Below are 14,014 nucleotides of genomic sequence, written 5' to 3' on the forward strand. Positions count from 1 at the left end.
CACTTCCATTTTACCAAGGAAAGGCTTCTTTTTGTTTTACAATTTGGAAAACAGGTCTGTCCCTAGCCATTTTTATGACTTATGGGACAGCCCCTTCACTTCGCTCGAAGTTGATCGTCCAGGAACAGGTTCCTGGGGACCCGGGGCTGGATGCACATTGCCCTTCTGATTCACAAATCTCTTCAGATCACCCGTTAATTGTTCCTTCAGCTTGTCCACCAGCTGCGTTTCACTAATGCCTTTTGCCTGAGCAATCTCAGCCAGGGATTTCCCTCCCTGAAGCTGCTCGTGCAGTTGAGCAGGGGTGACTCCAATAAACCGGGCAATTTCGCCCTTATCTACCATGGAACGTTTGCCATGGTGGGCAAATTCACGCCGCAAATCACGCAGCGGTGTATTAATGACCTTTTTCAACTTGGTATCCATGTCTGCCTTCGTGGCTGCAGCTTGTTCCTTGGTGAGACAACCTTCTTCTACAGCTTGATCCAGACGCTGTGCAAGTGTAGGCTTCAACTTCTGCAATAACTGCTCCTCACTTAGTCCCTTACGCTCTTTCGCAATCTGGGACAACGTCTTGCCAAGTTCCATCTGTTCTTTCAGATCCCGAAGTCCAATCCCAAGCAAGTCTGCCGTCTCACCAATCATGAACAGACCGTGTCCTGCCTGCATGCATGGCTTCGCTGGTTTGCCGGAGGAAGAAGCTTTTGACGCATCATCATATTCCTCAGCACGAACGGCTGGGTCAGCAAATACCACATGTCCTGTTGCTGCTGTTATAACTACGGCTGCCAATCCGGCTGCCATCCATGTTTTCCATTTCAAATTCATTTTTTCTGCCGCCTTTCCGATGTCGAAATCCTGTGCCTTCCTAGTTTGAGCCTAAAATCCACTTTTTTATGCCATAAAATACAAAAAGTCATCATTTTTCTCACAATTGATCACAAAAAATCCTATTTTTTTCAGTTTATTTCCGCTATACTGAAAGTAACTTCATGATCTAGTCGAACAGTCCTTAGTCACCTTATCGCAGGAAGGACGAGATGTAACGATGCGGAGAGATTGGTTAGATCCGTTTAGATCCGATCTGGAGGTCGTGTTTGCTTCAGCGGAGCAACTCGTACGGGAATATCCCGAGCCCTTGTCAGGACATGCATTAGAGCAGCTTCGTTCGGTTAATCCGCTGTTACGAGATTCGGGACACAGCTACATCGGGTACATCACTCCACTTTGGATTCAACACTCAGATAAACTACCCCCAGAGAAAGCACACCAATTAAGTACAGCCTGTCTCATTCACATGTTATATTTTCTGAATCAGGACGACGTGATGGATGAACAACCGGAGAATGCCACATTGAAGTTATCCCTGGGTAATCTTTATTACATGGATGCACTTCAATCTTACGCGGTATTATTCAATCCTTCCTCCACGTTCTGGGTCTATTTCAGACAATATGTAGTGGATTGGGCCGTGAGTGTTACGGGTGAGCATTCCATTGATTATTTCCAACAGAATCCCTTGTTGATTGCGCAAAAGGCTGCCCCTCTCCTCATTGGAGCTACTGGTGCACTGCTTCTGCTGAATCAGTCCGACCGGATCATCCCGGTGTGTTCTGCCATCAACATCACACTCATGACACTCCAGATGACCGATGACTTCACAGACACGCAACAAGATGCTGTGCATGGAAACTACAACAGCTACCTCTCCCACATATCCGCAGCACTGAATCATAACTATCCAGTTCATCCTCTAAGCGACCGTATACATGACAATGTATACAATACACAACTCATGAACTCTTACGTAGACATTGCTTATCACTATAATCGTACACTAACATCGTCTAACTTAGGAATATCGCATCTCGAGGCGTTTAATTCTTACTTATGCAGCACTTTAGTACAAGCTGTTCAGGACATTACACAACGGAAGAAACAGCTCCTCCAAGGCGGGTTTCATCACTGGATTAGCGAGCAACAGTTGGGATTCTGAACATAAGGACTAAGCTGGTTCAGTTTAATTTTAAATATGAAGGGAATGTTGACGATGATGGTATCAGAGAAAACGTTGCATGAGGATATTATTGAAAAGGCTTGGACTGACGAGCACTTCAGACAACAATTGCACTCCAATCCGAAGCAGGCGCTTCGTGAAGCGTTCGGCATCGTAATTCCGGAGAACATTCAGGTACGCACTGTTGAGGAGCAGCAGAATGACTATGTGCTTGTCATACCTCCCAACCCTTCCAAAGTAAATTATGATGTGAATTGTGGGCCTTGGAGAAGTTAATTCGGGTGAGCTAATCTTGTAGTGTAAGAAATTAGGGGTAGGAACAAAAAAAGCCGCTGTATCCTTCTGTGAGTTCGTCAATCGACGAACTCGACAAAAGATACAACCGCTTCTGTTCCTACCCCTTTGGTGCTTGTAAAGCTAATCTGTCCTTGCATCGCTTCAACAATTCGGAATGTCACCATCATGCCGAGGCCTGTGCCTTTGATTTTATTGGAGAAATAAGGCTCGCCCAACCGGGAGAGTGCTTCCTCGTCCATTCCTTCTCCGTTATCCCTAACATGCACCTTAATCATTCCATCCTGCTTGTACGCCCAGATATCAATCTGGCCTTGTCCCTGCAGAGCTTCAATACTGTTCTTGATAATATTGATAAAAGCCTGCTTAAACTTCGAGGAATTGCCTCGAATATATAGATCTGGCGGAATGTCGGTGGTGATTTTACCACCTTCCAGATTAGCCATCGGTACAAGAATGCCTTCAATATGATTGAACTCATCCGAGATATTGAGCGAGATAATATGGTCAAACTCAGGTTTGGCAAAGGTAAGAAAATCCGTTATGATGCCCGAAGCCCGATCAAGTTCTTCCAGTGCAATACGCACATACCCCTTATTTTTGTTGTCTTCCTGTTCCGTCATAAGTTGCAAGAACCCTCTTGTCACCTGAAGTGGATTACGTACTTCATGGGCAACGGAAGCGGCCAGTTCGCTAATAATCTCCATCTTTTCGGATCGCTGCAACTCATTGTTGAACAGCTCCAGTTCCTTGGAATACTCTAGAACTTTAGTATGTTTTTCGGCAAAACGACTTCCGAGAATGGCAATCAACGAGATCACAAATGCAACCATGGACCATTTCCACCATAACAGATGATACGTCCCACTCCGCTGATAATACCACAACAGTTCAGCCACACTGATCAAGGCAAATGTACCGAATCCCGTTGCAAGCAGCATAGCTTCCCGATTTCGTTGCAGCGCTTTGGCGATGGTACCAACCAACAGGATTGTCAGCAGAATGACCAGCACAATGCCAACCACACGCTGTACGAGCAGATTGTAGAGGATCTCCCATTGCCCACCTGAAGTAACATAGATAAATAGAGAGAACACAGCGATAACTGAATATATGAATAGTATTTTTCGCAGTTTGGTGAAGATTCCATGCAGTCCTGGCCCGATAATCTGTTCGAAAAAATAACATAGCGCTGGCATACCCAGCAGCATCGCCAGATCAAAGACTACGGAATACAGGTCACCATATACCTGATAGAACGTATACAAAAATTGCGAGTACGTGATGATCATCGTGCCGATGGAACCCATCACAATGCATAGCGAGATCCATAATCCCTTATGGAATTTGCCAAGGAAGAACGTACAACTCAGCATCGTAATCGCTGTGAACACAAAGGTCGCGCCCAGAATTACATCAATAAGTCCGTTATGAATATATTTCTCCTGTAACGCGGCATAAGGTCCAACCTGAACAGTACCTTGTATCCCCAGACGGCCTTTTTCATTTTGCGACCATACATAGAGCGTGTCACCTGAATTTCCGCTGGATAAGGGCAGCAACACCGCATTATTATCATAATTGTAATGATAGTTCTCGTAGACCTTGCGGTCTTCCAGATAGACAACAATATGATTGCCTTTAATGTTCTCAAATCGAATGGCTGAACTTTCCTCACTCAACTCAGGGATGGTCAGGCGAGTCCATAAAGAATTCGATCGATCCGTATTGCTATACTCTAACTTATCGCTGCCCTGCTTTTCCCATATCTCGTCTGCTCCCTTAACCTCACTGATGAATCCTTGGTCGTCAACGTTCCCCCATTTTACTTCCCATCCTGTAATGGATACAGGTTGCTGAACCGCTCCTGTAGTTGCAAAGACTATCCCATGTGGCATGCCTAGAATAATCAATACACTCATCCATAAGATGACGATAGCTTTGGGCACATTTTTCATTCACAGCACCTCAAAGTTCTAATTTTCACTATCTTAGATTCTCTCATTTATCATTCGCCACCGTTTGTCACGTCACCTTCTTGAGATAAAATGAAATTTCACATTTAAGTCGATTTATAGTCTTATTTCCATTTTATTGTTAAAGTTATCCGATTAATCACGCAAGTCTTCGAACTGGTTCACTATCATTTCCCGTTCTTTCTGTTCAACTTGACTGCGAAATTCAAGCCACTGCTCTGTCTCCTCATCATCATAGATGGTCCATATGTCGGAAAAAAGGAAATCCCGTAACTGGACAACTTGCCCGGACCATATACCGCCTACCCAAAACAAACCATCCGGACGACGGATGACGGTACGGGAGAACCCGGGTGTGGACGCCTTTTGCCCGATACGGATGCGTGTGATCATATTACCCAGTGTATACCAGTCCACATGAATCCCTCCCTTACATATTCAAGCTTCATCATAACATAGGCAAAACAGGAAAAGCTGTAAAAACGGTGGCTGCGATTCAATCCTTGGCTCCGGGTGTAATGGTTTCTCAAAGCAAACAAACACGCTAAGGAGATGATTACAATGAATGAGCCCCATCGTACGGTTGAGGTGGAACATAAGGATGTTCAGCATAAATCGGATTCAAGTATGGTCGCTTCCACATTTATTAAATATGCCGCATATATCATTATCTTTTTCGGATTCTTATACTTCTTGGTTAAATATGTATTCCCCAAATTCTAAGGCATTCATATCGTAGCGAACACCCGGAGATAATAACCTGTGCAAGATTACAATACTAGCGCTTTGGGTAACTACGGGGTAAGAAGCATTTGGACAACCGACAATGAAAGGAAGTGTTACTCATGTCTGACAAACCAATTAGTAACGAAGAGAGCGACCGCTATTATGACCGTTATCAGAGGTCCCGCGATATTCCACCAGAGACGGAAGTCCCGGAAGGCGATATGGATACCTTTGATGAAGTTTCCGGCAGACGGATTGTAACGGAAGATTCGGATCTGGCACCCGTAGCCGCAACCGCTGTGGATGAGCCGGAATTGGATTCACGTTTGGCTGAGACACCGCTGGAATCTGTACCTGATGCAGATCTTCTGCAACCGAACAGTCCGGTTGATCCTGCTGCACCCGATCCGGATGCGCTGCATGGTACCGACTTGCTTAATGGTGCTGGTGCGGATGCCAAACCGGAGAACGACATTCCACCACGACATTAACAGCTGTTATGACATCCTGAATGAGGAGGTGCATACACGATGAAGGAAGATCGCCAGAAGCATGTGCATGAACCGGATAATCTCGTGACCGAACGAGATATTGACCCGGACTTCGGACTTTTCACTGAGGACTCCTTCCCCGAAGCACTTGAGGATGAGGATCAACGTGATGCGGTCGAGCATGCCATTCCCAAAGAGAAGGCTTCTCGTAAGCCCTCTTCGGATGACTAACTTATATAGATCCGTAGTAGACTTAAAAAAGATGACGTCTGTAATTTCACAGCGTCATCTTTTTTGTTACCTGTAAGTTCACTTACACTCAGTGATTTAGCATCATCGCTTAGCGGAAACCTTACTTGCCACGGGCAGTTTGTGATCCAATCCTGACCACTTTGCTACCATCGCAGTGATGATCAATGCAACTCCATTAATAATAAAAATCCAGCGTATCGGCAGCCAGCCACCAAGTACACCACCAATAATCGGTCCCGCCATCGTCCCGATCTGGGCAGCCGATTGATTCAGACTAAAAGCCCTGCCCCGGAAACTCGATGCGGTAGCCTGCACAATCATGGCGTTAATTGCCGGAAATACAGCCGCAAAGAATAAACCATACACAAATCGTAAAATGCCGAATGCGATATAACCTGTTGTAAAGAACTGCAGAAGATTCCCTACAGCCCCACCAACCAGTCCAATGATCAACACTTTACCGTATCCAATCCTTGAACCAATCCTGCCCCAACGCGGCGCCATAATAACTGTTGCTACCCCCACCGCTGAGAAAATAATACCCGAGCTCAGTGAGGCACGATCCGGCTGAACGCCCATCTCCATCACATAGACCGTCAATAGTGGCTCCAGAATCATGACGGAGAATGTACATATACCCATCATGCCAAGCACCGTCATAAACAAACGATTCGCTCTTGCTTCACGAATGTCATCCATGACGTGGGAACGCGCTTTGTTCCGGTTGAAGTTCTCTTCTTTTACCCAGAAGGTTGCGATGATTGCTGAGACTAACACAACAATAGCCGAAAATAAAAATGCATTCCGGTTGCCATAATAATGACTCACCACGCCACCAATTAACGGTCCAATAATACCACCAGTGGCTCCTGCAGTGGACATAATACCAAGTGCATAACCAGTCTTCTCTTCAGGTGTATTTGTGCCTACCAGAGCAATCGCTGCTGGAACAAACCCTGCAAGCAGACCCTGAAACAATCGAACAACAATCAGAGAATACGGGTCCTGCACGAAATAATTGATTAAATACAAGACGGCAAGGCTGTATCCCGACCGGATCAGCATGGGCTTGCGTCCGTATTTATCAGCCAGTGATCCCCAGAACGGAGACACGAGTGCACTCGCGAGAAACGTAATGCCAAATGCCAGTCCTGACCATAACTCCAGGTGATCACGAACCCCCAAGTCAGCACTTAGAAACAGGGGCAGAAATGGAATTGAGATCGAATAGGCGGTGCTGCAAAAAAATACACCAATCCACAATATGACCAGATTGCGCTTCCACGAGAAGTTCATATACCCGCACGCCCTTTCCGTTACTGACGCCGGGACTGCCGTGTATTGGAGCGGACGGAACAGACCCGTACGTCCCCGATGCGGAAGCATTTTCCTTATTTTACACCCATCATTCCATGAAGGCCATCCCTTGTTCACCACAAACACATGTATTACATTGCCATCCTGTCCACAAAAACGGTATGATAGTTGGGTAAATATCCAAATATGATTTGGAGAAAATATATAATGCAGAGATGCAAGGAGGAACGTTTTCATGTCTTTACGGTGGAAAAAAACAACCGCAGTATCGCTCGTTCTTGCGATGCTGCTTATCGTCATTAGTGGTTGCGGACGCCCTTCAACCAGTGCCGAACAAACGCCGGTCCCGGCCGCACCTGAAGGTCCAAACCCGGTAGCTACCATTGAGATGCAGGATGGTCAAAAGATCGTTATTGAGCTCTATCCCGAGATTGCGCCCAACACGGTGTATAATTTCATCTCCCTTGCGAATAAAGGGTTCTATGACGGCCTGATCTTTCACCGGGTCATTCCGGGCTTTATGGTTCAAAGTGGTGACCCAAATGGTAACGGTTCGGGCGGCCCGGGATACACGATTAAGGGCGAATTTACATCCAATGGCCACAAGAATCACCTAAATCATACTCGGGGAATTATTTCGATGGCACGTAAATCGGATAATCTTGATTCAGCAGGCTCCCAATTCTTCATCATGTTAGCAGATGCTGATTATTTGGATAATGCATATGCTACTTTTGGAAAAGTGACCGAAGGTATGGAAGTTGTGGATAACATTGCAGCTCAGGAAATAGGTGAAAATGACAAACCGGTTACTGATCAAGTCATGAAAAAGGTTACGGTAGATACCCGCGGTCTGGAATATCCAGAGCCGGTAAAAATGCCTTAATTAACTTCCTTGCCAAATGGATGATAATCCATGGTTATGACTTGTAATGAACTCTAAACAAACAAAAGCTCTGTCCTGTGCGTATCTCGCAAGGCAGAGCTTTATTTATTGATTTTAATGATAACGGTTACATATATGACTTTATAAAAAATGACCTCTTCCGGCATCATCCTCAATACATCCATCCCATCAAACGTAACCAGCCGATAATCGCAATCCATAACGGGCAGCTAAAGGCAACGCCCCATGCAAGCCCTTTCAGTAAACCACGGTTTACTTCCACGAACAACGACTCCTTTCTCCAGGGAATAGTCGCAGTATCGGTAATAGTATATGATTTTATACCCGTTTTCATTCGTCACGCAACCCTCGTTTTCCTGCTTTTGTTCCGCAGATTCATGGAATGCTTTACGGGAACCTGATATACTATGACTACTGTACGATAAATGGAACCTGATTCATGTTTGGAAAGGAGATTTTCCTATGGCAAAATCCAAAAAACGCACTCCTGCTCCCAAAACAGCAGTAGCACAGGATAAACCCACAACACTGAAGGATTTGCTTAGCAGTGATGTGCTGGAGAAGCTGAAAGCTCAGGCGGATGAAGCCAAGGCTGCCGAAGCGGCTCTTAAAGAGCAGGAACGTCAACAGGCAGAAGAAGCTCGCCAAGCGGAGCAGAAGCGCCGGGATAACGATTTCGAATATCTGCTCAATAACAGTGCAATGGACTGGAAGAAACATAAGTAAGTATCGGACATGACTTGAATGAGTTTCCAACCATTCACATGCCAAAATAATATTAGAGCAGACAGATCATGATCTGCTCACAGAACAGGGCCGCATTGCGGTCCTGTTCTTTTTGATATATACACATATGATTCACGCGTCTTGAGCCGGGTATGTTAGAAGTAGAGCGTACAACGATAATCTAACTCATGGAGGGATCAGAGATGACAGAACAACGTTTGGAAGGCAAAGTGGCGATTGTAACCGGAGGTGGATCCGGTATTGGTCAGGCTACTGCTATTCGATTCGCCGAACATGGGGCCAAAGTGTACATGCTGGATCGCACACCCGAAAATGCGGAGGAAACCAAGCAGACGATTGAAAAGGCTGGCGGAGAAGCGTATGTGATCGAATGTGATATCTCCAAACCGGATAATGTGCAGAAGGCAATCAATCAGGCCGCGGCTGAAGCGGGTAAACTGGATATCATATTTGCGAATGCCGGCATTAACGGAACGATGGCCCCGATTGAAACGATGGAAATTGAGGACTGGGACCAAACGATGGAGATCAATATGCGCGGAACCTTCGCAACCGTCAAATATGCTATTCCTCATCTGAAAGAACATGGCGGCAGCATCATTATTACCAGTTCCATCAACGGTAACCGGGTCTTCTCAGGGATCGGTTTCTCTGCATACGCTTCCAGCAAAGCGGGACAAACTGCGTTTACGAAGATGGCTGCACTGGAGTTGGCTCGTTATAAGATCCGTGTTAACGCCGTCTGCCCAGGAGCCATCGATACCAACATTGATGATAACACCTACCCGTCGGATGATCTGGAAGAAGTACAGATTCCTGTTGAATTCCCTGAGGGTCACGAACATCCGCTCAAGGGCGAACCTGGAACGTCGAAGCAAGTGGCGAACCTCGTTCTGTTCCTCGCTTCCGATGAAGCCTCTCATGTTACAGGTACACGAATCTATGTGGATGGTGCGGAATCTCTGCTCCGTGGATAAAAATATAATATAAGTTGGCCCTGCCTCATTCAGGGACAACGCCCGAATATCCCGCAAGCGATCTGATCCGGTCAGATTACTGCGGGATGTTTTATTTATAAGAAGTTTATAATCCTGCGCAGTTGCAACTACAAGGATTATCACTACACCGCGGAACTTTTACCTTTTTTCACACGATGCTTCAACCGGTCTGGAATGGCAAAGAGCAAAATGTACATTAGCGAGAACAAAACAAGCGCAAGTATCTCTTCCCCAAGGATGTACATGGGATACGGACCTAACATATCAAGCACCGAGGGTGTACTCGGCTTGTGTCTCAAGAACATGTAATTCGCGTCAAGCATGACATCTACAACGTATACGATTAGTGCTGCCACATTCACAAATATCATCGAACCTGCTACAGATCTCCAGCTAGGTCGCAGCTGTTCTACCCAGGTCATGTAGAGTAAAGCCAGAATGATACAAGCATGAGCAACGAAAAATTGAATGAATCGAAAATGTGCATAACCATAACCCAGATTAGGAGTCAGGATCGCCATAAGGGCTCCAGCAATGCCTGCAAACAGCAGTGCAGAATGTAACAGTCGACTGCGTGTTAGCAGTAACAACGCCGATAACAGCAGCGACAGACTGCATAGTTCGAGTGGCAGGGACGTCTGCAGGCTCCATATCCCTCCATATACATACCAGAGTTGCAGCACGATTTCGCAGGCAAACATGATGCAGGCCAGAACAATCCGCAGTATGCGGCGTGCCCTCTCTGACCATGATCGAAGATGGTGTCGAAGCAAAAACATCAGTACAATTAATGCTGTAATTACGCTAATCGAAACGATATGTGAAGTGGAGAACAGGATAAACGGCTCTGCATCATAAGGGTCCAGCCATGGTGGATACGCCATGCATCTCTTCTCTCCTTTACAAGGATCTCACCAACAGTATCTCTCTTTAATGTTAACTTTTTCATTTTGCCATTGAATGAAAGTACTGTCCAGTTGGAATTCTAAATAAGCATTGTAATTTAAATATCTTTATGTTAAGATAAATTTAGAACCAAAACAAACGAAAAGTTAGTAACTTTCTTAATAAAGAATAAATTAAAATAAACTCAAAAAATGTTCAACTGAACTTTCACACGATAACGGAGAGGACAGAAATAACCGGAAGAAGCAGAGCGTTCGCCTTTATCCCCGGATTTTCCCTTTCAAAAAAGGAATCAAAAAATCTGGGGATAACAGCGATCGGAAGGTTGTTCTGTCATCGGAGTGCCAGTGTAAATAATCCTTAGTTGAACGTATAACCTAAATTAGGAGGAATTATTATGCAAATCAAAGGACTTCACCACGTATCAGCTCTAACAGCACATGCCGATCAGAACTATCGTTTCTACACCAACATCATGGGTCTGCGCCTCATTAAAAAAACGGTCAACCAGGACGACGTATCCGTCTACCATCTCTTCTATGGCGATGAGAAAGGTAATCCGGGTACCGAACTTACCTTCTTCGAGATTCCGATGGCCGGACAGACTCGTGAAGGGGTGAACAGCATATCTGGAACGTCACTTCGCGTTCCAAGTGATGCGGCACTTACGTACTGGCAGCAGCGTTTTGACGAATTCGAAGTTCCACATGGAGAGATTGTTGAACGGGGTGGTCGTGCGACGCTCTCATTCACAGACTTTGAAGGACAACGTCTGATTCTGGTCTCGGATGAAAACAACACAGGTGTCGCTGGTGGTAAACCATGGGATCAGAGCCCTGTGCCTGCCGAGTATGGCATTGTAGGCCTAGGCCCTATCCATCTTACGGTAAAAGACGCCTCCCTTACCTCTCCGGTTCTTACCGAACTGCTCGGTTTCAGAGCTAAAGGAAGTTACCCTGCCTTTACTCCAGGTCAACCTGATGTACTCGTTTTTGAATCCGGTGAAGGTGGCAGCGGCTCCGAGGTGCATGTTGAGGAACGGAATGACCTTGCCCAAGAGCGTCCTGGACGTGGCAGCGTACACCACGTTGCGTTCCGAGTGGATAACGAAGAAGAACTGAAACAGTGGGTGGAACGGGTTCGTAACTTCCAATTCCCTAACTCCGGTTTTGTAGATCGCTTCTACTTCCGCTCCCTGTATTTCCGTGAAGCAAACGGTATTCTGTTCGAACTTGCAACCGATGGTCCGGGATTTGATACAGACGAAGAATTGGAGCATCTGGGTGAATCGCTTGCTTTGCCTCCATTCCTTGAAGGTCGCCGCGCCGAGATCGAAGCGAACCTGAAACCACTGGATACCATTATCCGCTAATATTCGTAACAAAAAGAAAATAAAAACGATGTTCACCAGGCAACTCTGAATACCGGATACGGTTCAGGAATCGCCTAGTGAATCATCGTTTTTTTATGTTTATGCTTGCCTTGCCCCTTCTGTAAGGTCGCAAACTTGCAGATTGTGTTTTACTTCGTCAGATACGATGTTGTGAGCGGTACAAACAGAGCCGAATCCGGATCTTCAGATACAATCTCTACATAGACAGCGTCTGTACCTTTAACATCCACATCTAGACTCATCATACCGCTTTCTGGAGTGATATTGAACTTTTTGAGTGTCGCGAGATCCTGATCATAGATATGAATCTCCTGATTTCCTTTCAGCGCGGCAAGTTCCAAGTGCAGAGAAGAATACTTTTTACCCGTATTAATCTGGATATCATCCCCCTGTTTCGTAGGATCATTATGCAGATAAACATTCTTGTAATCCTTGCCTTTATATGTGGTATCCTTAGGATCTTTGGTGTGCCAAGCGGTAGATCCCAGTACGGATGTTCCAAGTGCACTCAGCGTTACTTTTCCGTTGGTTACGGGCGCAGATCCATTCGTTCCGCCAATCAGGACGGATGAAGTTGCACTGTCATAAGTGATCTCTGTCCCAAGCAAGGATCCCACAGCACGCACAGGCAAATAAGTTGTTCCGTTGTAAGTGATAGGCAACACTGTTTTACCATTGGCATCTTTGGCTGTCACCGTGGCACCATTCATTTTTAGCGTAATCTTGCTGTTCAGATAGGCTTTAATCTGTTCCAGTCCTGTTGCTGCGAGTGCACCTGTTCCGATCCCAAGCGTTAATGTGCCTACCATCAAACCCAGTACAACCTTTTTCTTCATCAAAATCCCTCCTGAATGTTAAAATGATTTGTCCTTTATACATTTAAACGACTAAAGTGATAATGTCAATTGTTTCTCACTTTTTTAGGACACAGTGCCTATTTCCGGGCAGCACAAAACGAGGCTGTATGTCCCCATTTTTTTCAGCCTCGCCCAGTTTCCCACTGTCCATATACGGAGTAAGGAAGATATTCTTGTCAGATGTTCACTTAACTCCACACATGAGAACTTTCAATTCCCGCTGCACTACGATATCAACAGGATGATATCAATCAAAAGTTTCATAATATTCTTCTTCATACACTTCCATGCTGTACTTCAAATCTACGGCCTTCCACTCGCCATCTTGATACTCATAAGTGAATGTCAGATCACCCGCATACAAAGCCGCACCGTAAGATCCTGCTGCTGATACAACAAGCTGGCCATCCTCTACACTGTAATAGGTAACTCCACCGAATCCCAACTCTTCGTTATATACGCCGCCACTCGTATCTTCCTCGATCCGTAAAGGTTCTGCTTGAACGCCATCAACGGCGACATCAACATCCACACGGTCTGATCTAACCGTAACTTTCGACTTCACATGTTGTTTCGCAATCTCATCCAGAGATTGCATCTTCATTTCTTCCAGCGTTACCGGATTAATGATACGTGCTTGTCCCAAATAAATACCTGTTCCATGACCTTCCGTGTACAGAACAATAATTTCTTTCTGGCCGTCTCCATTCAGATCCAACTCGTGCACTTCGGGTTTGTAAGACCCGCCTTCTCCCTGCCAATCACTAAATTCTTGCACTTTGCCGTCCACTTCCAAAATCATTCCGTTATATATATATCCTGAACCCTCAACTTTCATAGGGTATAATCTGACCTTCTCATTCTCTGGAGCTACCGAAACGTATTCCTCTTTCACGGGAATGGATTCCTGTGTTGCCTTCGCTGTGTCATGCAGTTTATCTATATTGGAAGCCTCGCCCACTGCGGTCTGGCTGGATTGATCATCTATATTAAGCTGTTTTTGCGATTCATTCATGGTTCTGGCAGCCGAAGTTGTACTAATCGTAGCTACCGCCAAAATAATCATCAGCAGGATACCTGTCCAAGTTTTCAATATACTGGGCTCCTTTATCTGTTGTGATAATCCTATTATA

General features: G+C 45.5%; 16 protein-coding genes. 9 read left to right on the top strand and 7 right to left on the bottom strand.

Going from position 1 to position 14,014, the window contains the following annotated elements; genetic code table 11:
• Positions 1-72 precede the first annotated feature (72 nt).
• Complete coding sequence (locus tag J2Z28_RS07795) at positions 73-828, bottom strand: hypothetical protein (protein ID WP_211081823.1); 756 nt, start codon at positions 826-828, stop codon at positions 73-75.
• Between the two features lie 220 nt (positions 829-1,048).
• Between J2Z28_RS07795 and J2Z28_RS07800 the strand changes: the two genes are divergently transcribed.
• Positions 1,049-1,996, top strand: a complete 948-nt coding sequence (locus J2Z28_RS07800; RefSeq protein WP_211081824.1) for a hypothetical protein — start codon at positions 1,049-1,051, stop codon at positions 1,994-1,996.
• Positions 1,997-2,050: 54 nt separating this feature from the next.
• Positions 2,051-2,293, top strand: coding sequence for an NHLP leader peptide family RiPP precursor (locus J2Z28_RS07805; protein WP_084174472.1), 243 nt, complete (start codon positions 2,051-2,053; stop codon positions 2,291-2,293).
• Positions 2,294-2,370: 77 nt separating this feature from the next.
• Here J2Z28_RS07805 and J2Z28_RS07810 read toward each other — a convergent pair whose 3' ends face one another.
• On the bottom strand, positions 2,371-4,269 hold the full coding sequence (locus J2Z28_RS07810; protein WP_211081825.1) for a sensor histidine kinase: 1,899 nt from the start codon (positions 4,267-4,269) through the stop codon (positions 2,371-2,373).
• Between the two features lie 153 nt (positions 4,270-4,422).
• Positions 4,423-4,704: a hypothetical protein gene (locus J2Z28_RS07815; RefSeq protein ID WP_036611533.1), complete on the bottom strand. Its 282-nt coding sequence runs from the start codon at positions 4,702-4,704 to the stop codon at positions 4,423-4,425.
• A gap of 144 nt (positions 4,705-4,848) precedes the next feature.
• Between J2Z28_RS07815 and J2Z28_RS07820 the strand changes: the two genes are divergently transcribed.
• From J2Z28_RS07820 to J2Z28_RS07830, 3 genes are all read left to right on the top strand, one after another.
• On the top strand, positions 4,849-5,010 hold the full coding sequence (locus tag J2Z28_RS07820) for a hypothetical protein (protein WP_017690239.1): 162 nt from the start codon (positions 4,849-4,851) through the stop codon (positions 5,008-5,010).
• A 122-nt stretch (positions 5,011-5,132) separates the two neighbouring features.
• Positions 5,133-5,504 (top strand): hypothetical protein, encoded by a 372-nt coding sequence (locus J2Z28_RS07825; protein ID WP_036611534.1) that lies wholly within the window; start codon positions 5,133-5,135, stop codon positions 5,502-5,504.
• Positions 5,505-5,543: 39 nt separating this feature from the next.
• On the top strand, positions 5,544-5,735 hold the full coding sequence (locus tag J2Z28_RS07830) for a hypothetical protein (protein ID WP_036611535.1): 192 nt from the start codon (positions 5,544-5,546) through the stop codon (positions 5,733-5,735).
• 102 nt (positions 5,736-5,837) lie between these two features.
• Here the strand turns inward: J2Z28_RS07830 and J2Z28_RS07835 are convergent, their stop codons facing one another.
• Positions 5,838-7,052: an MFS transporter gene (locus tag J2Z28_RS07835; RefSeq protein WP_211082029.1), complete on the bottom strand. Its 1,215-nt coding sequence runs from the start codon at positions 7,050-7,052 to the stop codon at positions 5,838-5,840.
• Between the two features lie 256 nt (positions 7,053-7,308).
• Here J2Z28_RS07835 and J2Z28_RS07840 point away from each other — a divergent pair, with 256 nt between their 5' ends.
• The 3 genes from J2Z28_RS07840 to J2Z28_RS07850 all read left to right on the top strand — a co-directional run bounded on the left by J2Z28_RS07840 (position 7,309) and on the right by J2Z28_RS07850 (position 9,704).
• Positions 7,309-7,959 (top strand): peptidylprolyl isomerase, encoded by a 651-nt coding sequence (locus tag J2Z28_RS07840; protein WP_211081826.1) that lies wholly within the window; start codon positions 7,309-7,311, stop codon positions 7,957-7,959.
• A gap of 483 nt (positions 7,960-8,442) precedes the next feature.
• Positions 8,443-8,706 carry a YqkE family protein gene (locus J2Z28_RS07845; RefSeq protein ID WP_211081827.1) on the top strand — a complete coding sequence of 88 codons (264 nt, stop codon included), beginning with the start codon at positions 8,443-8,445 and terminating at the stop codon, positions 8,704-8,706.
• Between the two features lie 203 nt (positions 8,707-8,909).
• On the top strand, positions 8,910-9,704 hold the full coding sequence (locus J2Z28_RS07850) for an SDR family oxidoreductase (RefSeq protein WP_211081828.1): 795 nt from the start codon (positions 8,910-8,912) through the stop codon (positions 9,702-9,704).
• 143 nt (positions 9,705-9,847) lie between these two features.
• On the opposite strand, the gene J2Z28_RS07855 is transcribed toward J2Z28_RS07850, so the two are convergent.
• Complete coding sequence (locus tag J2Z28_RS07855) at positions 9,848-10,609, bottom strand: YwaF family protein (protein WP_211081829.1); 762 nt, start codon at positions 10,607-10,609, stop codon at positions 9,848-9,850.
• Between the two features lie 419 nt (positions 10,610-11,028).
• Here J2Z28_RS07855 and J2Z28_RS07860 point away from each other — a divergent pair, with 419 nt between their 5' ends.
• On the top strand, positions 11,029-12,003 hold the full coding sequence (locus tag J2Z28_RS07860) for a ring-cleaving dioxygenase (RefSeq protein ID WP_211081830.1): 975 nt from the start codon (positions 11,029-11,031) through the stop codon (positions 12,001-12,003).
• A 149-nt stretch (positions 12,004-12,152) separates the two neighbouring features.
• On the opposite strand, the gene J2Z28_RS07865 is transcribed toward J2Z28_RS07860, so the two are convergent.
• Positions 12,153-12,860 (bottom strand): stalk domain-containing protein, encoded by a 708-nt coding sequence (locus tag J2Z28_RS07865; RefSeq protein WP_211081831.1) that lies wholly within the window; start codon positions 12,858-12,860, stop codon positions 12,153-12,155.
• 268 nt (positions 12,861-13,128) lie between these two features.
• On the bottom strand, positions 13,129-13,974 hold the full coding sequence (locus J2Z28_RS07870; protein WP_211081832.1) for a hypothetical protein: 846 nt from the start codon (positions 13,972-13,974) through the stop codon (positions 13,129-13,131).
• Between the last annotated feature and the right edge of the window lie 40 nt (positions 13,975-14,014).

Source organism: Paenibacillus xylanexedens (genome assembly GCF_017874615.1).
GTDB classification, from domain to species: domain Bacteria; phylum Bacillota; class Bacilli; order Paenibacillales; family Paenibacillaceae; genus Paenibacillus; species Paenibacillus xylanexedens.